Below are 23,291 nucleotides of genomic sequence, written 5' to 3'. Positions count from 1 at the left end.
TCAACTTCTTTTGTATATTAATGTGATACGCGGCGGCGAGCTGCTTTTTTACGGTTTTCTTCGATGAAAGCTGCTTTTTGCTCTTCTGGCTCAATCACTTTCTTTTTAATTGCGTATACTGCACCTGCAACGGCAGCGACAGTTCCTGCGACACCTGTTACAAGACCTTTAGCGAATCCTTTAGCCATGAGTCTTCCTCCTTTATCTTCCCGATCAGCCAGACTCCTCAAGAGGTAGCATTTTTCTGACTGACCTTTTTATGATATAATAATAGTAACGAAAAAATGGGAATTTTTCAAGGAAAAAAGATGAAAACAAAAATAATTGTGATTGTTGGACCGACTGCTGTTGGTAAGACAGCCCTTGCTATTGAAGTAGCCAAGCGCTTTGGTGGAGAGGTGGTCAGCGGTGACAGTCAGCAAGTATACAGAGGGTTGGATATTGGGACGGCCAAGGCCAGCCCAGAGGAGCAAGCAGCTGTTCCTCATCATTTGATTGATGTCAGAGAGGTGACCGAGTCTTACTCGGCTTTTGATTTTGTTTCAGAAGCTAAGAAGGCTATTGAGGATATTCATAACCGTGGTAAGCTTGCTATTATCGCGGGTGGTACAGGGCTTTATATCCAGAGCTTGCTGGAAGGATACCATCTAGGTGGAGAAACACCTCATGAGGAGATTTTAGCTTATCGGGCTAGCTTGGAGCCTTATTCAGATGAGGAATTAGCCCATCTCGTGAAGCAAGCAGGTCTTGAAATTCCCCAGTTTAACCGTCGTCGTGCTATGCGTGCCTTGGAGATTGCCCATTTTGGTCAGGATTTGGAAAATCAAGAGACTTTGTATGAACCACTGATTATCTGCTTGGACGATGAACGCAGTCAGCTTTATGAACGTATCAACCGCCGAGTAGATCTGATGTTTGAGGCTGGTCTTTTGGATGAGGCCAAGTGGCTCTTTGAGCATTATCCAGATGTGCAGGCAGCCAAAGGCATTGGCTACAAGGAACTCTTTCCTTATTTCCGTGGGGAGCAGACCTTGGAGGCAGCCAGCGAGAGTCTCAAGCAGGCAACTCGTCGCTTTGCCAAGCGTCAGTTGACCTGGTTCCGTAATCGCATGCAGGTCACCTTTTATCAGATAGGAGAGCCTGGAGTGCAGGACCGCATTTTAAGCCAGATAGAGGAGTTTTTAGATGATTGAAACGGAGAAAAAAGAGGAACGGGTCCTACTCATTGGTGTAGAACTGCAGGGAATGGACAATTTTGACCTCTCCATGGAAGAATTGGCCAGTCTGGCTAAGACAGCTGGGGCAGTCGTTATAGATAGCTACAGGCAAAAACGTGAAAAGTATGACTCCAAGACCTTCGTTGGTTCTGGTAAGTTGGAAGAGATCGCGCGGATGGTAGATGCAGAAGAAATTACTACTGTCATTGTCAATAATCGTTTGACTCCACGGCAAAATGTCAATCTAGAAGAAGTTCTGGGAGTTAAGGTTATTGACCGTATGCAGTTGATTCTGGATATCTTTGCCATGCGGGCTCGAAGCCATGAAGGTAAACTCCAAGTCCACCTGGCCCAGCTCAAATATCTCTTGCCTCGCTTGGTTGGTCAGGGGATTATGCTCAGCCGCCAGGCAGGGGGAATTGGTTCCCGTGGGCCTGGTGAAAGCCAGCTGGAACTGAACCGTCGTAGTGTTCGCAATCAAATCACAGATATCGAGCGCCAGCTCAAAGTGGTTGAGAAAAATCGGGCGACAGTCAGAGAAAAACGTCTGGAGTCAAGCACCTTTAAGATTGGTTTGATTGGTTACACCAATGCTGGGAAGTCAACCATCATGAACACCTTGACCAGTAAGACCCAGTATGAAGCAGACGAGCTGTTTGCGACTCTGGATGCGACAACTAAAAGCATCCATCTAGGGGGCAATCTTCAGGTGACCTTGACTGATACGGTTGGCTTTATCCAGGATTTGCCAACAGAATTGGTGTCCAGTTTCAAGTCAACCTTGGAAGAAAGCAAGCATGTGGATCTTCTAGTTCATGTCATTGATGCCAGCAATCCTTATCACGAGGAGCATGAAAAAACGGTTCTGTCTATTATGAAAGACTTGGATATGGAGGATATTCCTCGTCTGACCCTTTATAATAAAGCGGATTTGGTGGAGGATTTCACGCCTACCCAAACGCCGTATGCCCTCATTTCTGCCAAGTCTGAGGATAGTCGTGAGCAGTTGCAAGCATTGTTTTTGGAGAAGATCAAGGAGATTTTTGAAGCCTTTACTCTACGGGTGCCTTTTTCTAAGTCCTACAAGATTCATGATTTGGAAAGTGTGGCGATTCTTGAAGAACGTGACTACCAAGATGATGGAGAAGTGATTACAGGCTACATTTCCGAGAAAAATAAATGGAGGTTAGAGGAATTTTATGACTGATATTAAAACTTTGGCTCTAAAGTATGGGGGTTATACAAGTCTGGATAAGGTCTATCTGGATCAGCTTCTAGCTGGCAAAACAGAACAAGAGCAGTTGGCACTTATCACCCCCCCGCCTAGTGTAGTGAATGCTTACTTTGCTGAACTCTACCAGAAAAAGAGTCCTGAAGCTGCGACGGATTATTTTTCAGAAGTCAGTCAGGAACTGAATCTTTACAATACTGAACCTAGTTTCACCTCAGAAAACAAGCCCTTTATTCGGCTTAATCTGTCTGGTAAATCCTTTGGGTTTTGCTATGAGAGTGAGGGCCTGGGGCGAATTTTCTCTGAAAATGAAGAGGAAATCTCGGATGACTTACTTTTTGAGATTGCGCAAATTTTCCCCCATCAACTTGTCTTTGAAGAGTCTGGAAAGATTTACATGAAGCCTGTCGAGGACGAGGAAGTTGTTAGTGTGGAAAGTGTCACAGTCTTGACAGATTTGGAAAGTTTAGCAGATGGTCGCAAGCGTCTCAAAGGGTATAGCCAAGAGGATTTACTGCAAGAAGCTGCTGCTTTTTCTGGCAAGCGCTATTTTCGATCGGAAAATCGCACAGCCATGTTATATATTGATTAATTAGAAAGTATCGAATGGATATTCAATTTTTAGGAACAGGGGCTGGTCAGCCCTCTAAAGCCCGCAACGTCTCTAGTCTCGCCCTGAAACTCTTGGACGAGATTAACGAAGTCTGGCTCTTTGACTGTGGAGAAGGAACGCAAAATCGCATTCTGGAAACCACGATTCGACCACGGAAGGTCAGCAAAATCTTTATCACTCACTTGCATGGAGACCACATCTTTGGCTTGCCAGGTTTTCTCTCTAGCCGTGCCTTTCAAGCTAATGAAGAGCAGACAGATTTGGACATCTATGGACCTCAAGGGATCAAGTCATTTGTCTTAACCAGTCTTCGTGTGTCAGGTTCTCGCTTGCCTTACCGCATTCATTTTCATGAGTTTGACCAAGATTCTCTAGGGAAAATCCTTGAGACCGATAAATTCACTGTGTATGCAGAGGAGCTGGACCACACTATTTTCTGCGTTGGTTATCGTGTCATGCAAAAGGACTTAGAAGGAACCTTGGATGCTGAAAAACTTAAGGCTGCTGGTGTTCCGTTTGGCCCGCTTTTTGGAAAAATAAAAAACGGTCAGGACGTTGTTCTCGAAGACGGAACTGAAATCAAGGCAGCAGACTATATCTCAGCACCTCGACCTGGTAAGATTATTACTATTCTGGGTGACACCCGAAAAACCAATGCCAGTGTGCGTCTAGCTGTCAACGCCGATGTCTTGGTTCACGAGTCGACTTATGGCAAGGGAGATGAAAAAATTGCTCGCAATCACGGTCACTCAACCAATATGCAGGCAGCACAAGTAGCAGCAGAAGCCGGTGCCAAGCGCCTCTTGCTCAATCATATCAGCGCCCGCTTCCTCTCAAAAGATATCAGCCAGCTCAAGAAAGATGCGACTACTGTTTTTGAAAATGTCCATGTGGTCAAAGACTTGGAAGAAGTGGAAATCTAGCAGTTATTGAAAGGACGAAGCATGTCTACTATTCTCATTACAGGAGCTAGCGGTGGCCTAGCCCAAGAAATGGTCAAACTCTTGCCAGATGACCAACTCATCTTACTAGGTAGAAACAAGGAAAAACTGTCGGAGCTATATGGAAATCATCCCCATGTAGAATTGATTGAAATCGATATTACTGATGACTCGGTTCTAGAATCTCTGGTAGCTGACCTCTATCTCCGTTATGGTAAAATTGATGTCTTAATCAACAATGCTGGCTATGGAATTTTTGAAGACTTTGATCAGATTTCTAATCAAGACATTCACCAGATGTTTGAGGTCAATACCTTTGCTCTGATGAATCTGTCTCGTCGTCTTGCGGCTCGTATGAAGGAGAGGGGAAAAGGGCATATCATCAATATCGTCAGCATGGCAGGTTTGATAGCGACTAGCAAGTCCAGTCTCTACTCAGCGACAAAGTTTGCAGCGATTGGATTTTCAAACGCTCTGCGCCTCGAACTGATGCCCTATGGTGTCTATCTAACGACGGTCAATCCAGGACCGATTCGTACTGCCTTTTTTGACCAGGCAGACCCAGATGGCAGCTACCTCAAGTCGGTTGACCGTTTTCTCTTAGAACCAGATGCAGTCGCTAGAAAGATTGTCAAAACCATAGGAAAAAACAAACGGGAACTCAATCTCCCAGTTTTGTTGAACCTAGCCCATAAGTTTTATACCCTCTTTTCCAAGCTAGCTGATAAGTTGGCAGGGGGAATCTTTAATTATAAGTAAAAAAGTTCCTTACAAAAGGAACTTTTTTATAATATTTAACTGAGTGTCAAAAATTGTTTGATTTTGTTTTAAAACTACATTCATATTTTTAAAATCCTCTACAAATTTTAGAAAAAACAATCAAAATTATGTTTTTTTGTATTTAGAGCATTGAAATTCCCTATATTATTTTATAAAATAAGAGTAAAAGACTATGAAAAAGTAATACGCTTACAATGAAATGGAAGCGGTTACTAAAGGAGGATTTTATGGAAAAAGGCCATTGGAATCGTAAAAGAGTCTACAGCATTCGTAAGTTTGCCGTAGGCGCTTGCTCTGTTATGATTGGAACCTGTGCGGTTCTATTTGGAGGAAGTGTCATTGGAGAATCACCAGTTTTCGCGGATGAAACTCCTATCGCCCACACTGTGGAACAAGCAAAAGAGGAAAGTCCGGCAGTGGAGGAAAAAGAAGATCAAGCCGTAGCAGAGCACAAGGATACTGCAAGTGTCGACCAGAGTCAAGCTGCTCCAATTGAAGCAAGCAAACCAGAGGTGAAAGAAGAGGAACCTGTAGCTCCAAAAGAGGAGAAAGCATCTCTAAAACCTGAAGAAACTGCTCCAAAGGTAGAATCTCAAGTTTCAAGTCAAGAAAAACCTGTCAAGGAAGATTTGAAAGCTGCGACAAATGAAGAAGTAAATCAAATGATTGAAGACAGAAAAGTGAATTTTAATCAAAATTGGCACTTTAAGCTCAACGCAAACCCCAAAGAAGCTGTGAAACCAGATGCAGATGTGTCAACATGGCAAAAATTGGATTTACCACATGACTGGAGTATCTTTAACGATTTTGACCATCAGTCACCTGCCCAAAACGAGGGTGGACAGCTCAATGGTGGTGAAGCTTGGTATCGCAAGACTTTTAAACTTGATGAAAAAGATCTCAAGAAAAATGTTCGAGTGACCTTTGATGGTGTCTACATGGACTCTCAAGTCTATGTCAATGGCCAGTTAGTGGGGCATTATCCAAATGGTTATAACCAGTTCTCATATGATATCACCAAATACCTTCACAAAGATGGTCGTGAGAATGTGATTGCTGTCCATGCTGTCAACAAACAACCAAGTAGCCGTTGGTACTCAGGTAGTGGTATCTACCGTGATGTGACCTTACAAGTGACAGATAAGGTTCATGTTGAGAAAAATGGGACAACCATCTTAACGCCAAAACTAGAACAACAGCAACATAGCAAGGTTGAAACTCATGTAGCCAGCAAAATCGTCAATACAGATGATAAAGACCATGAATTGGTGGCAGAATATCAAATCGTTGAACGTGGCGGTCAGGCTGTAACAGGCGTGGTTCGTACAGCGAGCCGTACCTTGAAAGCACATGAATCAACAAGCCTAGATGCGATTTTAGAAGTTGAACAACCAAAACTCTGGACAGTTTTGAATGACAAACCTGCCTTGTATGAACTGGTTACGCGTGTTTACCGTGACGGTCAGTTGGTTGACGCTAAGAAAGATTTGTTTGGTTACCGTTACTATCATTGGACTCCAAATGAAGGTTTCTCTTTGAATGGTGAACGCATTAAATTCCATGGTGTTTCTTTGCACCATGATCACGGAGCGCTTGGAGCAGAAGAAAACTATAAGGCAGAATACCGTCGTCTCAAACAAATGAAGGAGATGGGCGTTAATGCTATCCGGACAACTCATAACCCTGCAAGTTCTCAGACCTTGCAAATCGCAGCAGAACTTGGTTTGCTCGTTCAGGAAGAAGCCTTTGATACGTGGTATAATGGCAAGAAACCTTATGACTACGGACGTTTCTTTGAAAAAGATGCCACTCACCCAGAAGCTAAAAAAGGTGAAAAATGGTCTGACTACGATCTTCGTACTATGGTCGAAAGAGACAAAAATAACCCAGCTGTCTTCATGTGGTCTATCGGGAATGAAATCGGTGAAGCTAACGGTGATGCTCACTCTCTTGCAACGGTTAAACGCTTAGTAAAAGTGATCAAAGATGTTGATAAGACTCGTTATGTTACCATGGGAGCAGATAAGTTCCGCTTTGGTGATGGCAGTGGTGGCCATGAGAAGATTGCCGAAGAACTGGATGCGGTTGGTTTCAACTACTCAGAAGACAACTACAAGAAACTTCGTGCGAAACATCCAAACTGGTTGATTTATGGTTCAGAAACATCTTCAGCAACCCGTACACGCGGCAGCTACTATCGTCCTGAAAGTGAATTGAAACATAGTAACGGACCTGAACGTAACTACGAACAGTCTGACTATGGTAATGACCGAGTTGGATGGGGTAAAACGGCAACAGATTCATGGACTTTTGACCGTGACAATGCTGGCTATGCTGGACAGTTTATCTGGACAGGTACGGACTATATTGGTGAGCCCACGCCATGGCACAATCAAAACCAAACTCCCGTTAAGAGTTCTTACTTTGGTATCGTAGATACAGCTGGTATTCCGAAGCATGATTTCTATCTCTACCAAAGCCAATGGGTTTCTGCCAAGAAGAAACCCATGGTGCACCTCCTTCCTCACTGGAACTGGGAAAATAGAGAATTGGCATCGAAAGTCGAAGATGCAGACGGAAAAATCCCAGTTCGTGCTTACTCAAACGCTGCAAGCGTAGAATTGTTCTTAAATGGTCAATCTCTTGGAGTTAAGAAGTTCAACAAAAAACAAACTAGTGATGGCCGTACCTACCAAGAAGGTGCCAATGCTAAGGAACTCTATCTTGAGTGGAAGGTTGCGTACCAACCAGGTACCTTGGAAGCTGTAGCCCGCGATGAAGCTGGAAAAGAAATTGCCCGTGATAAGATCACGACTGCAGGCCAACCTGCAGGTGTTCGCCTCGTCAAGGAAGAACACGCAATCGCAGCAGATGGAAAAGACTTAACCTACATCTACTACGAAATCGTAGATAGTGAAGGAAATGTGGTACCAACTGCCAATAATTTGGTTCGTTTCCAATTGCATGGACAAGGTCAACTGGTCGGTGTCGATAATGGGGAACAAGCCAGTCGTGAACGCTACAAGGCGCAACCAGACGGTTCTTGGATTCGCAGAGCCTTTAACGGTAAAGGTGTTGCCATTGTCAAATCAACTGAACAAGCAGGTAAATTCACGCTGACAGCTCATTCGGATCTCTTGAAATCTGGTCAAGTAACAGTCTTTACTGGTAAGAAAGAAGGACAAGAAAAGACAGTTCTAGGAACAGAGGTACCAAAAGTACGTACTGTTATCGAGAAAGAACCAAAAATGCCGAAGACCGTCGCTTTTGTCTACAGTGATGGCAGTCGTGAAAAACGTCCAGTAACCTGGTCTTCAGTTGATGTGAGCCAAGCTGGAGTTGTGACAGTTAAAGGCATGGCAGACGGACGTGAAGTAGAGGCTCGTGTTGAGGTTCTAGCAATTGCGAAAGAACTACCAACAGTTAAACGTGTTGCCCCAGGAACAGATTTGAATGCTGTTGACAAATACGTTTCTATTGCTGTTACGGATGGAAGCGTACAAGAATACGAAGTGGATAAGTGGGAGATTGCGGAAGCAGATAAAGCCAAACTTTCAGTAGCAGGATCACGTATTCAAATGACTGGTCAATTAGGAGGGGAAATCGTACATGCTACTCTTGTAGTAGAAGAAGGCAATCCTGCAGCACCTGTAGTGCCAACTGTAAGTGTTGGTGGTGAAGCTGTTACAGACCTTACTAGTCAACATCCAATGCAATACCGCACTCTTGCTTATGGAGCTCAATTGCCAGAGGTCACAGCAAGTGCTGAAAATGCAACTGTTACAGTCCTTCAAGCAAGTGCAGCAAACGGTATGCGTGCAAGCATCTATGTTCAACCAAAAGATGGTGGTCCGCTTCAAACCTATGCAATTCAATTCCTTGAAGAAGCACCAAAAATTGACCATTTGAGCCTACAAGTGGAGAAAGCTGATGCTCTCAAAGAAGACCAAATAGTCAAATTGTCTGTCCTTGCACACTATCAAGACGGAACACAAGCAGTTTTACCAGCAGATAAAGTGACCTTCTCTACAAGCGGTGAAGGGGAAGTCGCAGTTCGTAAAGGAATGCTTGAGTTACATAAACCAGGAACAGTCACACTCAAAGCAGAATATGAGGGGGCTAAAGGTCAAGTTGAACTCACTATCCAAGCCAACACTGAGAAGAAGGTTGCCCAATCTATCCGTCCAGTAAACGTAGTAACAGACTTGCATCAAGAACCTACTCTTCCATCAACAGTAACTGTTGAGTATGACAAAGGTTTCCCTAAAACTCATAAAGTCACATGGCAAGCTATTCCAAAAGAAAAACTAGACCATTATCAAACCTTTGAAGTGCTAGGTAAAGTTGAAGGCCTTGACCTTGAAGCGCGTGCTAAAGTCTCTGTAGAAGGTATCGTTTCGGTTGAAGAAGTCAGTGTGACAACACCAATCGCAGAAGCGCCGCAATTACCAGAAAGTGTTCGTACCTACGATTCAAATGGTCACGTTTCATCTGCTAAGGTTACTTGGGACGCGATTGATCCAGACCAATACGCCAAGGAAGGTGTCTTTACAGTTAATGGTCGCCTAGAAGGTTCGCAATTAACCACCAAACTTCATGTTCGCGTATCTGCTCAAACTGAGAAGGGAGCAAATATTTCTGACCAATGGACTGGTTCAGAATTGCCACTGGCCTTTGCTTCAGACTCAAATCCGAGCGACCCTGTTTCAAACGTCAACGATAAATTGATTTCCTTTAATGACCGACCAGCCAATCGTTGGACGAACTGGAATCGTAGTAATCCAGAAGCTTCAGTTGGTGTTCTATTTGGAGATTCAGGTATCTTGAGCAAACGTTCAGTTGATAATCTAAGTGTCGGATTCCACGAAGATCATGGAGTTGGTGCACCGAAGTCTTATGTGATTGAGTATTATGTTGGTAAGACTGTTCCAACAGCACCTAAAAACCCTAGCTTTGTAGGTGAGGAAAACCATGTATTTAACGATCCAGCCAACTGGAAACCAGTTACCAATCTAAAAGCCCCAGCTCAACTCAAGGCTGGAGAAATGAATCACTTTAGCTTTGATAAAGTTGAAACCTATGCTGTGCGCATTCGCATGGTGAAAGCAGATAACAAGCGCGGAACTTCTATCACAGAAGTACAAATCTTTGCGAAACAAGTCGCAGCAGCTAAACAAGGACAAACAAGAATCCAAGTTGACGGTAAAGACTTAGCAAACTTTAACCCTGATTTGACTGACTACTACCTTGAGTCTGTAGATGGAAAAGTTCCTGCAGTAACAGCAAGTGTTAGCAACAATGGTCTCGCTACCGTCGTTTCAAGTGTTCGTGAAGGTGAGCCAGTTCGTGTTATCGCGAAAGCTGAAAATGGCGACATCCTAGGAGAATACCGTCTATACTTTACAAGCAATAAAGACTTGCTCTCTCGTAAACCAGTTGCCGCGGCCAAACAAGCTCGCTTGGTACAAGTAGGGCAACCACTTGAATTGCCAACGAAGGTTCCTGTTTACTTCACAGGTAAAGACGGCTACGAAACAAAAGACTTGGCAGTGGAATGGGAAGAAGTTCCAGCAGAAAATATGACTAAAGCAGGTCAATTCACTGTTCGAGGTCGTGTCCTTGGTAGTGACCTCGTTGCGGAGTTTACTGTACGAGTGACGGACAAACTTGGTGAGGCTCTCTCAAACAACCCTAACTATGATGAAAACAGTAACCAAGCCTTTGCTTCTGCAACCAATGATATTGATCCAAGTTCACATGACCGTGTAGACTATATCAATGATGGAGATCACAATGAAAATCGTCGTTGGACAAACTGGTCTCCAACACCATCTTCTAATCCAGAAGTATCAGCAGGTGTGATTTTCCGTGAAAATGGTAAGATTGTAGAACGGACTGTTGCGCAAGCCAAACTTCACTTCTTTGCAGATAGTGGTACGGATGCGCCATCTAAACTTGTTTTGGAACGCTATATTGGTCCAGACTTTGAAGTGCCTACCTACTATTCAAACTACCAAGCCTACGAATCAGGCCATCCATTCAACAATCCAGATAACTGGGAAGCTGTTCCTTATCGTGCGGATAAAGACATTGAAGCTGGTGATGAAATCAACGTAACATTTAAAGCTGTGAAAGCCAAAGCTATGAGATGGCGTATGGAGCGTAAAGCAGACAAGAGCGGTGTTGCGATGATTGAGATGACCTTCCTTGCACCAAGCGAATTGCCTCAAGAAAGCACTGCATCGAAGATTCTTGTAGATGGAAAAGCACTTCCTGATTTCGCTGAAGATCGTCAAAACTACCAAATTACCTATAAAGGTCAACGTCCAAAAGTGACCGTTCAAGAAAGCAATCAAGTAGCTTCAACAGTTGTAGATAGTGGCGATGATAGCCTTCCGGTACTTGTTCGCCTTGTTTCAGAAAGTGGAAAACAAGTCAAGGAATACCGTATCCAGTTGACCAAGGAAAAACCGGTTTCTGAGAAAACAGCCCCTGCTATTCAAGAAGAGAATCCAAGTCTTGAGGTTGTCGAAAAAGAACTTGCCTTCCAGACTGTAGAAAAAGAAGATTCAAGTCTATATGTTGGTGAAAGCCGTGTAGAACAAGAAGGACAAGTTGGTAAGGAACGCATTCTTACATCTGTTAGTCCAGACGGAACTCGTGAAGAGAAACTCCGTGAAGTGCTTCAGGCTCCTGTTAACCGGGTTCTTCTCGTTGGAACTAAACGTGGTACGGCTCAACCACTTGATGGTGTCAAAGATTTGGTTCATGAAAAACCAGAACTTCTGGTTGAAGAAGAGGCAATTGATTTCAAAGTTCAAGAACGTAAGACTGACAAACTTTATGTGGGTGAAAGTCGTGTTCTTCAAGAAGGTCAAAAAGGTGTTCGTGTCCACCTAGTAGAAGTCGAAAACGGTAAGCGTACATCGAAAGAAACCTTTGATAAGATAGTTGCGCTAGATCGTATCGTGGAAGTAGGAACTAAACGTGGTACGGCTCAACCGCTTGATGGTGTCAAAGATTTGGTTCATCACAAGCCAGAGCTCCTAGTGGAAGAAGAGGAAGTTGATTTCCAAGTTCAAGAACGTAAGAACGATAAACTTCCAGTGGGGCAAACTCGTGTTATTCAAGAAGGCCAAAAAGGCGTTCGTGTTCATCTCATCGAAGTGGACAATGGGAAACGCACTCTAAAGGAAACCTTTGATAAGCTAGCATCGCAGGATCGTATCGTGGAAGTGGGAACTGCTGTAGCACAAGAAGGACCAAATCCACAAGTTCCTGTCAATCCAGATGCGCACCAACTGGCTCAAACAGGAGTACAATCTCAAGAAGAAAAAGCGATACAAACTGAAAAAGGTCACCTTCCAAATACAGGAAGTGAGTCTCAGGTGTCAGCTTTAGCAGCAGGATTGGCTCTCTTGGGCTTAGGTGCAGGACTTGCAGCTACTACTCGCAAAAAAGAAGATTAAGTTTAGTTACAAGCTAAATTGAACAGGAAAAGGCCATAGTGACGCTCTGGTCTTTTTCGTCTGAGTTGTAATAGTAAACAAATGCTTAGAATAGTCAATACTATTCCAAATGGATTTTGTTCAAAATTCATAAAGTGCCCTTCACACTTATAAAAAGAGAGGTCGTGTTTGAAAATAATTGATAAATATGCTACAATAGTAGGCACTGGTAATTTTTATAAATGATTTTTTAATGAGAAAAATCGGATAAAATCCATTCAACTTTCGAAGGATCATGATCAGATGAGAAAGCGTAAAATTCCTTACCTTCCAGAGATTTGGTATGGGAATGATTTTTTAGATGTTAATCATGGTGACAGAGTTGATATACTTATAAAAATTTTAAGGATTAAGTAAATCCGTTTATGCATTTGATAATGTTCAAATAGAAAAAATGGAAGAACAGGTGTTCTCACATGAAAATATTCAAGGATAGAAGAGAAGCTCCAAGTAGATTTACACTCATGAGGTGCTCCTGTATTTCGTAGGTGAAATATCATGGTAAGCCAGTTAATCCTATCTTGATTATCAGTGGGATGAGCCTGTTTTCTTGGGTTGTCTTGCTGTTACGATGGTGAATGAACATTGCTAGAAAATGATCGCAAGACTTGCTAAATATAAAGAATAAAGGATGACAGATGAAACATTTCGGTCTTAAGAAACAGAAACGAACAAGTATTTTTTTCCGAAGAGCAATTTTTACAATTTTGATCATTGCGATCTATATACTTGGTCGCCATATTTTACTTCCAGGATACAATGGCAATACAGGTTTTTCACAAATAACTGAGCAAAATCCCTTGGCCTATTTGTATTCCTTAGCAGGAGTAGATGTCTCTAAGATTTCCATGTTTTCACTGGGATTAGGTCCATGGATTACGACGATGATTGTCTGGCAGGTTATCAACTTGAATAAAAGTTGGAATATCCAGTCCTGGTCATTGAAAAAAGCGGATTTTGTCCAAAAAATTCTCACTTTGATTTTTTCAGTGTTACAGGGGATAGCTGTTATGTACACAGCTCGTTCGGAAAATGGACGCTTTTTGCTTCTTGTAGATGATTGGATTTATAATATGGCTGTACTAGCAACTGTTGTAGCAGGAAGCTTTGTTATTATCTGGTTGGCTGGTTTGAATGTTAGCAAGGGAGTAGGCGGGCAGACAATTATTATTATTTCAGGAATTCTGCTACAATTTGCTAACCAATTAGTGGTATTGATAGGACAATCTGTTTTGTCTAAAGAAGGACTGGTCTTTCTAGTAGGTGCGGCGATCTCATTTTTGATCTTGGGCTATATTGCCGTGGTATGCGAGAGGGCTGAAATTCGTTTGCCTCTAAATCGAGTCATGTTAAGTAGTCGTTACTATGGTAAGTCTTACCTCCCTATCAAATTTCTTCCCTCAGGAGGAATGCCGATTATGTATGCCTCGAGTGTTATTATGTTGCTTCAGTTGGTATTAGACTGGTTTGGACATGGTTTTACAAAAAATTTTGGTAGTTTATTTGACTTTACAAAACCCCTAAGTTTGGCCTTTTATTTGCTGGCTATCTATCTTCTTGCAATTTTATTTGCCTATATCAACTTAGAACCAGAAGAAACAGCGAAACGTTTACAACGTCAAGGGGAATACCTAGACTATATCCAGCCTGGGAAAGCAACTTTAAAAGTTTTGAAACATTACATTTCCTTGCAGTCTAACGTAGGAGCACTCTACCTAATCGTTTTTATTGGTTTACCCTATTTCATTAATTTCTTCCTACCTCTTCCAAATTTGCTTTTGACTATACCAAGTACATTGATCATTTTAGTCAGCATGCTCTTGCCTTTGCATGAAGAAATACGTATCTTGAGAATTGGGACTTACTACCACAAAGAATTAGAATTTAAAGGAGAATAGAGGGATATGTTTTACTTTGTACCATCTTGGTATAGACAAGATCGGAAATGGTACTCTACCACTCTGCCTTTCTATTACGTGTCTAAAAATATGATGTTTGATGATGCGGTGAATTTGCTGCGAATGTTTCAGCAATCAGGAGAGGCAAATACCACTCTGATTTTGAACTATTCACCACATATTCGAACCTTTCTTTATCAGCAAAGAATATTGCCAGAAACTGTATGGAATCTATTTGATACTATACAAGGCCTGACGGATGTATCTGTACGTAAAATTCGTCTAGAAGATATTAAGTGGCCTCAAGGAGTAGAATTCTTCTATACTCCTTTTATGATTGAGGTATATTTAAATCAAGAGCACTATGCTAAAATTAATTTTTCACAAACAGGTAATTTCTTTGATATTACTTATTTTGAGGGTGGGCAGACAAATCATCAGTTAATCTTTGATGATCGTGGATTTGTTTCAAGTATCATCTATTTTGAAAATAATCAGCCTTACTACCAAGATTATTTAAATTTACAAGGTACATGGCAGTTTAGGGAATTTTTGGGCACAGAAAATCATCAAGTACTTATCAACCCTGAGGCACAGGCTACATTTGCAAAAGAAGTTTACCAAGATATTGAAGAATTGATCAATGAAAAATTAGATCAGTATCTAACTTCTACGTTAACGAAGGATGATACGATTGTGATTTCGTCAGATGTGCAGCACAATCACTTTTTCCAAAAGATCAAGAAAAATCATCATGTTATTTTGTCTTTTTTTGGAGATCGCTATCCAATCACAAACCAAGAGCAGTTGTTAACGGATTTGACAGACACGCCGTTCTTCGTTGTTGATAGTTTAAATAAAATTGAAACGATGGCAACTAATATGGATCTAGAACAGTTGCCGGGCTTTTATGAGATTCCGCCTTATGATACTCATCTAAACTTAGGACATAGTCAAAGAAAAAAAGAGTTAATTGTTTACGTCAATTACGACAATCTACCAGCAGATCAAATTCAATATGTGTTTACGACTTTGTTTGAAATGATGTTGAAAAATGAATGGATTGACTTGCTGGTCGGAACACAAAGTCAGGATTTTGGTCGAGAGGCCTATATAAAACAGGTACTAGAAAGCTATCTATCACTTAAGCCAGAATATGAACAAGATTTGATTTTTGTTGATAAAGAGAGAAGAGCGAGAGGTGAGAACCGAGTTCTTGATGATGGAGAGGAGATTGTTCGTGAACGGATTAATATTGAGACTATTCATAGCAACAGCGATTTGATTAAAGTTCTGAAGTACGTTCGTATTATACTAGATTTGGGGACTCCGGCTGATGTGTTGACTCAAATCGCTGGCATTAGTGGAGGGATCCCTCAGGTTAACTTGTATAGTTCTTCTTATGTGAAGCATGGAGAAAATGGTTGGATTCTAGAGGATATTTCAGATTTTGAAGAGGCACTCTTATACTACCTCACAAACTTAGAACATTGGAATCAATCTCTAGTTCACTCAGTCAAGAAGATTGAACAGTACACAAGGGGTGAGATTGTCGATATGTGGAAAAATACCATAAAGGAATTAAAAGGAAATGAAAAAAATTAGTGTTTTGCAAATTGCTGATGAAAATTGGCAGGAGCAATATGAAATTCCTAGTAATATAAAATGGACATTTGTCAAACCAGAAGACATCGTTTCTTTATTGCCAGAAGATATCGGGATCTTAAATAGAGAGGCTGAGACTGAGGCGGAAAACGGGAAAAAAAAGAAGAAAAAAGTAGATAAACCGTTTGATGTCGTGTTGGTAGATACCGCTGAATATTTAGAGTATGTCACTATCTTGGATCAGAAAATTCAGGTTTACCGTCTGTTCTATCATGAGCGTTGTCGAATCACTACGAAAACATTGGAACGATTTCTTTTGCGTAAAAAGGCCGTGAAAACAAATTTTGAAAATCCAGAGCAGATGCTACATATATTTTCACGTGGTTTTTTCTCTAAACAAAATGGAACGAAACTAAGTGTTAATCATCTAGTCGCTGCACCATCTTTTGAAGGTCAAATCAGTTATGAAGGGACAAACTACCTTCGTTTGTGTGGCCGATATGGTGAGGATTATCAGACCATTGCGACATATCAACATAATATTTTTCTGAGTGGGGAGATGCCCTTAGATTTGTGGCCTGAGTTCAGAGTTTCAGAAGGTTGTTCGATCCGCTACGTTGTTAAAGGTTTTCCTGCTGGAAATTCTCCCATGCAAGAATGGATTTATGATGAAACGAGTTTCGATCAGCCTCTGACGTTAGATGTAAATGATTCGTATTATTTGAGTATCAGCATTCAAGCAAAGGGACAAGGGATTGTAAAACTTGGTCCCTGCCACTATCGAGACTCCCATCTAGGTTATGGAGACTTGTTAGTCGGAGGAAAACGAATTAGCGACAAAAATCGAGAAGAACTGATTTATTTTTTCCATCCAGGAGATTTGAAACCACCGTTGAACATCTATTTTTCAGGGTACCGTCCCGCAGAGGGATTCGAGGGATACTGGATGATGAATAATTTGGGATCGCCATTCTTACTGGTAGGGGATCCGCGTTCAGAGGGGGGCGCTTTCTATCTTGGATCGGAGGAGCTAGAACAAAAACTTCTCCAAGTGGTTCATAACTGCTTAGATGAACTTGGTTTTACGAAGGAACAACTGACCTTGTCAGGTTTATCAATGGGAACTTTTGGCGCCCTTTACTATAGTTCTAAGTTGGAACCTCATGCCGTCATTGTCGGAAAACCTCTTGTTAACTTAGGAGATATGGCAGAAAATGAGTCAACTATTCGTCCAGGAGGATTTCCAACATCACTGGATTTGGTGCATCGTACAATAGGGGAGTTATCAAGCGAAGCTACAGCTAAGCTTAACGAACGTTTTTGGAGGGCTTTTGAGTCAGCTGATTTCTCAAAAACAAAATTCATTATCTCCTATATGTATCAAGACGACTATGATATGTCTGCCTATCCTGATATGCTGGATGAGTTAGGACAGCGAGATTACCGCGTCAGCGTTATCAGTAAAGGGTTGACTGGACGACACAACGATGATACACAAGGTATTGTTGAATGGTTCTTTAATCAATATAAAACGCTATTAATGAATAGTTTTGAAAGGGAGTTTAAATCGTGAGATACAAGGAAGAAGTCTATTTTGCTTATTGGGATATCCAAAGCGTATCTCAGTATCTATACGGTTCATCTGTCAGACTGTTAGACGGTGGTCATGTTTTGTATGAAAACCAGTTCATGCCTTCGGGGACAGTTATTCATGAATGGCACTCACGGGCAAACTATCAGGCTTTACGCAATACGAGTCAGCTTCCTGAATTGAAACGTGGGCAAAGCTATATCTTTGGCAGTCATATAGAAACCATCCCAGAAAATTCAACATACTTAAAAGTTGAATTTATGGATGCTCGAGATGAAGAAATTTCGAATCAAATCATTAAACAGGGAGAGAGAGTGAGCATATGCGTTCCAGATAGTACGCAATATTACAAGGTGCAGTTAGTCAGCTCGGGTTGTCATCGCTTCCTGTTTGAAGGGATTTATGTTGCTGAGGAGCAGTTAGCGAATTATACAGTGGATCGCTACTGGATATCTGATTTACTTCATCAGGATTCCGAGAAAGAAACGATGTATGTTTGCTTTACTGAACCCGAACTCAATCGAACAGGTTTTATCCCAGAACATGTTCGTGAACATTTCTCAAATGTATTGATTGTTAATTCGTCTTATAGGGAAGCGCTCCTATACATGGAGGAACGTTTTTACGAAACCTTGCTTGAAACGATTGAGGAATTAGCGCAAGAGCATCTTTTTGAAAAAGTGGCTTTTGTTGGTTACGGAGCGATTTCTAATATTGCGGCCCTGCATTACTCCAAACAATTTGGAAATTCATACGCTCTTGTGACGGATGAGTTTTTAAGTGAACTAGATTATCAACGCTTGCTGGAACGTTATCGTAATCGAGTAAATCCGCCTATTTTTAAAGAATTATTGCTGCAGCAATTTAATCCGACAAAAGTTAAGGAATATGCGAACTTGAAGACTAGACCACGTGAACTAGCAAACATTGAATATTTATTAGATAAGTCATTTTTACTTCAAGCGATTGACTTGGAGAAGATTGAAGAGTGGATGAAAAAGAATGAAAACTAAACGATTCAATTTGACCAACTCCTATAAACTAATGCGTTACAAAAAGGTTTTGGAGAAGGTTAACAAACTATCTGATAGTTATGCAGCTATGTCAAATGAGAAACTGCAAGCTCAGACAAAATGGTTTAAAGAACGCCTTTCTGGAGGAGAAAGCTTGCAGTCTATTTTGCCAGAAGCGTATGCAACCATTCGTGAGGCGGCTAAGCGTGTATTAGGATTATATCCTTATGATGTTCAGGTTTTAGGAGCCTTGGTTATGCAAGACAATCAGATTGCAGAAATGAGAACAGGGGAAGGAAAAACCTTGACAGCTATCCTTCCTTTATACCTAAATGCCTTGACGGAAAAAAGTACGATCTTAGTCACGGCCAATGAATATTTGGCGGCGCGTGATGCCAAGCAAATGGCACCCGTTTTTCGATTTTTAGGAATGACAGTTGGAGTGGGTGTCTCGGAGGATCCAGCAAAAAAACTTAAAATTCCTCAAAAACAACAAATCTATAAGAGTGATATTGTCTATACAACACATAGTGCGTTAGGGTTTGATTACCTAGAAGAAAACTTGGCGACATCTCAAGCAAAGAAGTTTTTGCCAAAATTTTATTTTTGTTTGGTCGATGAAGTAGATGCAGCTTTGCTAGATAGTGCGCAGATGCCCCTAATTATTTCAGGTTCTCCCCGGGTTCAATCCAACCTCTTTCTCTCGTGTGATGAGTTTGTAAAAACTCTAAAGGAAGGGGAAGATTTTAATTTAGACTCCACTCGGACGTCTGTATGGTTGACGAGAAAAGGAGTAAAGGAAGCAGAGGTTTATTTCCGCGTTCAGAATGCCTATGATCCAGATAATTACCAGCTCATTCGCCAAATTAACCTAGCTTTGAGAGCTAACCACTTATTTGAAAAAGATCGTCAGTACACGGTGGATAATGGCGAAGTTAAACTGATGGATGAGGCGACAGGACGTCTCTTGGAAGGAAATAAACTCCAATCAGGATTGCACCAAGCGCTAGAAGCCAGAGAACGTGTGAAAATCACATTGGAAACGCGTTCGATGGCCTCTATTACCTATCAAAATTTATTTAGAATGTTTCCAAAATTAGCAGGAATGACGGGTACTGGTAAAGTTTGTGAGGAGGAGTTCAGAGATGTTTACGACTTGGGAGTCGTAGTTGTTCCTACACGAAAACCTAATTTACGAATTGATTATCCAGATGAAATCTATCTCACGATTCCTCAAAAATTATATGCTTCGTTGGAGTATATCAAAAAATTACATAAAAAAGGCCAGCCAGTTTTAATTGCGACAGGATCGGTTGGAATGTCTGAGATTTATTCTATGCTCTTACTCCAAGAGGGAATCGCCCATAATGTGTTGAACGCCCATAATGCAGCGAAAGAGGCTGAGATGATCGCACTGGCTGGTAGACGTTCTGCAGTGACAGTAGCAACATCAATGGCAGGTCGTGGAACAGACATTATCTTGGAAGAAGGGGTTGCTGAGTTGGGTGGACTCGCTGTTGTTGGAACAGAGAGAATGTCCAGTGAGCGAGTGGATTTGCAGCTTCGCGGTCGTGCTGGACGACAAGGCGCTCCAGGATTGAGCAAATTCTTTATTTCTCTTGAGGATGATCTTATTTCCAAGTCTGGTAGCAAATGGATTAGTGAGTACTATCATAAAGAAATTGCAAAACCAGAGGAAAAACAAAAGGTTCATTTGACCTCTCGTCGTATTAGATATGCGGTTGAAGAAGCTCAGAAGAATAGTGATAACTCATCAGCGGCTTCCAGACGTTCAACGGAACGATATGATGAAAGTATCCGTATTCAGCGACAGATTATCTACAATAAGCGTAATAAGCTCATCGCTCATCCAGACTTTGATTTGACTTATTTCTTGTCTATCCTATCGGATGCAGTGGACATTTATACAAGTAAAACACCGTTTAAAGAGCGGGCGGATTTATTTCGCTTTGTTTTGGATAACATTAGTTATTACTGCGAGGATATTCCAGATGATCTAGATGTCACGGATTTACGGCAAGTTAAAAAGTTTTTATCTGACCTCCTTGTTTCAGAATACCAGCAGAAAAAAGATAAAATCAAGGATTCAGAGTTGTTCAATCAATTTCAACGAACTATTGTTTTGAGAGCGATAGATGACTGTTGGGTTGAGCAGGTTGACTATTTACAGCAATTTCAAGGTTTGGTGTCTAGTCAAGGATACGCCCAAAAAAATCCTGTCTTTGAGTTTCATAAAGAAGCTTTTAAATCATACAAAAGAATGAATGCAGATATAAATCTAAACATTATAAAAAATATGGCATTGAGTTACATTAATATTAAGCCTTCTGGGAAGTTAGAAGTTTTCTTTGGCTAATACTTTGACAGATTCTGTTGTAGACTTTATAATGATGATATAACTGTATTTTTGGAGAAAATCATATTATGAGCAAAAATAATAACGAAGAGCTAAAGGGATTTAAACGTTTGATATCAAAGTTTAAGCAAAAGGGTAGGGAAGATAGTGATTACCGTAGCCCGGATGCAACTAAATCAAAGCCCGTTAGTCGAAAACTCAAAGAGCAAAAGGAAATTATTCTGAGTGCTAGTGAAGATCTTGAGTTACCAACAGAATCAGTTTCTGTCATGGAAGCCTTAGAAGACTTTCAGGAAAGGAACAGTTTGGGAGTGGCTGACTTGATAAGGAATGTTAGTCAGAGTTTGTCAACTAGCGCTTTAGCTTCCCTCAGCCTTTCTGTCGCAGATTCGTACAGTGAGTCGTTTAGCCAGAGTATATCAGCAAAAGGATTCTCGCTTCGAGAGTCCATGTCTGAGAACTACTCATTAGTGGTCTCTTCTTCAGAATCTGAATTTGAGTCCCTTTCCTTGGTTGATAGCCTCTCTGTTTCTGAGCATTTGACAGGGGAGTCCCTTTGTCAGGATACGGATGCATTCTCTTTGAGTGAAAGTATTGCATACTCCGAGTCCCTTTCCTTGAGTGAATCGGAACAAGCGAGTCAGAGTGTCTCCGAGTCTGAGTTCTATAGCCTGAGTCAGAGTGAGTGGGAATCCATATCCGAATCCCAAAGTCACTCAGAAGAAGAGTGGTGGAGCTACTCCGAATCAGAACAAGCAAGTCAGAGTATTTCTGAGTCCGAGTTCTATAGCCTGAGCCAGAGTGAATGGGAATCCATATCCGAATCCCAAATCTCTTCCGAATCAGAGCAAGCGAGTCAGAGTGTTTCCGAGTCTGAGTTCTATAGCCTAAGTCAGAGTGAATGGGAATCGATATCCGAATCCCAAAGCTCTTCAGAATCAGAGTGGTGGAGCTCTTCCGAATCAGAGCAAGCGAGTCAGAGTGTTTCCGAGTCTGAGTTCTATAGCCTAAGCCAGAGTGAGTGGGAATCCGTTTCCGAATCCCAAAGCTCTTCAGAAGCAGAGTGGTGGAGTTCTTCCGAATCAGAGCAAGCGAGTCAGAGTGTCTCCGAGTCTGAGTTCTATAGCCTAAGCCAGAGCGAGTGGGAATCTGTTTCAGACTCCCAAAGTCACTCAGAATCAGAGTGGTGGAGTTCTTCCGAATCAGAACAAGCGAGTCAGAGTGTTTCTGAGTCCGAGTTCTATAGCCTGAGCCAGAGTGAATGGGAATCCATATCCGAATCCCAAAGTCACTCAGAAGAAGAGTGGTGGAGTTATTCCGAATCAGAACAAGCAAGTCAGAGTATTTCCAAGTCTGAGTTCTATAGCTTGAGCCAGAGTGAGTGGGAAACCGTTTCAGAATCTCAAAGTTATTCAGAATCAGAGTGGTGGAGCTACTCCGAATCAGAGCAAGCCAGTCAGAGTGTTTCCGAGTCCGAGTTCTATAGCCTGAGTCAGAGTGAATGGGAATCCATATCCGAATCCCAAAGTCACTCAGAATCAGAGTGGTGGAGTTCTTCCGAATCGGAGCAAGCCAGTCAGAGTATTTCCGAGTCTGAGTTCTATAGCTTGAGCCAGAGTGAGTGGGAAACCGTTTCAGAATCTCAAAGTTATTCAGAATCAGAGTGGTGGAGCTACTCCGAATCAGAGCAAGCCAGTCAGAGTGTTTCCGAGTCCGAGTTCTATAGCCTGAGCCAGAGTGAATGGGAATCCATATCCGAATCCCAAAGTCACTCAGAATCAGAGTGGTGGAGTTCTTCCGAATCGGAGCAAGCGAGTCAGAGTGTCTCAGAGTCTGAGTTCTATAGCCTGAGCCAGAGTGAATGGGAATCGATTTCTGAATCTCTTTCCTTGAGTGAGATGATTTCTCATCTACTTTCTGAGTCCGAGTCGTTAAGTTTGAGCGAAATCCTCTATCTCAGTGAGTCCGAATCCTTAAGTCAAAGCCAACAAATATCTGAATCCTTAAGTCAAAGTCAGAGTGTAGCTGATTCGGTGAGTTTCAGGAAAGCATCCCTATCTCAATCCTATAGTATGTTAGAATCAGAATTTGGTTCCTATAGACAGAGTGTGGCGGAGACAGAAGTATTCGCGCATGACTTGCATGCTTCGGAACGTCTGTATAAGAGCCTCTCTGAACTGGATATGAGCCCTCTAACTCACCAGCAAAAAGTGCAAGGAGTGATGACGCCTGAAATTTTTGAAGAAGAATCATCTCAAGCACATATTGCTGAGGAGCAACAGAAGCTTGAAAATAGAGAAGAATCAATAAAGAATGTAGATTTGCAAGACTCTCTGAAACATCTATCTCACTATTCAGAATCAAATGGAACAAATTTAAGGATGACGGAACGCCAACTCTATCACCTACTCAGACCAGGTTCGCAGCCCCTAGCACGTGACTTAAGAAATGTTGCAAGTGAATTGTCTGGTTTGGCTGCTATTACTCAAAAAAGGGAAGATGAGAAATCCTTCTAAA

Annotated in this window: 13 protein-coding genes; 12 read left to right on the top strand and 1 reads right to left on the bottom strand. The window is 41.7% G+C overall.

What is annotated here, in order from left to right:
* Positions 1-17: 17 nt before the first annotated feature.
* A complete protein-coding gene (locus tag FQT28_RS07435; protein WP_001051782.1) occupies positions 18-188 on the bottom strand; it encodes a DUF3042 family protein in 171 nt (56 codons plus the stop codon).
* A 120-nt stretch (positions 189-308) separates the two neighbouring features.
* Between FQT28_RS07435 and miaA the strand changes: the two genes are divergently transcribed.
* The 12 genes from miaA to FQT28_RS07375 all read left to right on the top strand — a co-directional run bounded on the left by miaA (position 309) and on the right by FQT28_RS07375 (position 23,290).
* Entirely contained in the window at positions 309-1,193 is an 885-nt protein-coding gene (miaA, locus tag FQT28_RS07430; RefSeq protein ID WP_143989849.1) for a tRNA (adenosine(37)-N6)-dimethylallyltransferase MiaA, read from the top strand.
* Complete coding sequence (gene hflX, locus FQT28_RS07425) at positions 1,186-2,424, top strand: GTPase HflX (RefSeq protein WP_143989848.1); 1,239 nt, start codon at positions 1,186-1,188, stop codon at positions 2,422-2,424. Before miaA ends, hflX begins: the two co-directional genes overlap by 8 nt.
* Positions 2,417-3,040, top strand: a complete 624-nt coding sequence (locus FQT28_RS07420) for a cystathionine beta-lyase (protein WP_143989847.1) — start codon at positions 2,417-2,419, stop codon at positions 3,038-3,040. The genes hflX and FQT28_RS07420 overlap by 8 nt, the downstream gene beginning before the upstream one ends.
* Before the next feature lie 14 nt (positions 3,041-3,054).
* Positions 3,055-3,984, top strand: a complete 930-nt coding sequence (rnz, locus tag FQT28_RS07415) for a ribonuclease Z (RefSeq protein WP_143989846.1) — start codon at positions 3,055-3,057, stop codon at positions 3,982-3,984.
* A 21-nt stretch (positions 3,985-4,005) separates the two neighbouring features.
* Positions 4,006-4,761: an SDR family NAD(P)-dependent oxidoreductase gene (locus tag FQT28_RS07410; RefSeq protein ID WP_143989845.1), complete on the top strand. Its 756-nt coding sequence runs from the start codon at positions 4,006-4,008 to the stop codon at positions 4,759-4,761.
* A gap of 248 nt (positions 4,762-5,009) precedes the next feature.
* Positions 5,010-12,251, top strand: a complete 7,242-nt coding sequence (gene bgaA, locus FQT28_RS07405) for an LPXTG-anchored adhesin/beta-galactosidase BgaA (RefSeq protein ID WP_143989844.1) — start codon at positions 5,010-5,012, stop codon at positions 12,249-12,251.
* Positions 12,252-12,928: 677 nt separating this feature from the next.
* Entirely contained in the window at positions 12,929-14,188 is a 1,260-nt protein-coding gene (locus tag FQT28_RS07400; protein WP_143989843.1) for an accessory Sec system protein translocase subunit SecY2, read from the top strand.
* A gap of 6 nt (positions 14,189-14,194) precedes the next feature.
* On the top strand, positions 14,195-15,793 hold the full coding sequence (gene asp1 / locus FQT28_RS07395; RefSeq protein WP_143989842.1) for an accessory Sec system protein Asp1: 1,599 nt from the start codon (positions 14,195-14,197) through the stop codon (positions 15,791-15,793).
* The gene (asp2, locus tag FQT28_RS07390) at positions 15,780-17,366 is read left to right on the top strand and encodes an accessory Sec system protein Asp2 (RefSeq protein WP_143989841.1); all 1,587 of its coding nucleotides are present in this window, start codon (positions 15,780-15,782) and stop codon (positions 17,364-17,366) included. The genes asp1 and asp2 overlap by 14 nt, the downstream gene beginning before the upstream one ends.
* On the top strand, positions 17,363-18,397 hold the full coding sequence (gene asp3 / locus FQT28_RS07385) for an accessory Sec system protein Asp3 (protein WP_143989840.1): 1,035 nt from the start codon (positions 17,363-17,365) through the stop codon (positions 18,395-18,397). The genes asp2 and asp3 overlap by 4 nt, the downstream gene beginning before the upstream one ends.
* Positions 18,387-20,774, top strand: coding sequence for an accessory Sec system translocase SecA2 (gene secA2 / locus FQT28_RS07380; RefSeq protein ID WP_143989839.1), 2,388 nt, complete (start codon positions 18,387-18,389; stop codon positions 20,772-20,774). The genes asp3 and secA2 overlap by 11 nt, the downstream gene beginning before the upstream one ends.
* Positions 20,775-20,842: 68 nt before the next feature.
* Positions 20,843-23,290 (top strand): hypothetical protein, encoded by a 2,448-nt coding sequence (locus FQT28_RS07375; RefSeq protein ID WP_143989838.1) that lies wholly within the window; start codon positions 20,843-20,845, stop codon positions 23,288-23,290.
* Position 23,291: the final 1 nt, after the last annotated feature.

It is taken from the genome of Streptococcus oralis (assembly GCF_901543815.1).
Classification (GTDB): Bacteria; Bacillota; Bacilli; order Lactobacillales; family Streptococcaceae; genus Streptococcus; species Streptococcus oralis_CM.
This window is presented reverse-complemented; position numbering and strand designations above follow the sequence as displayed.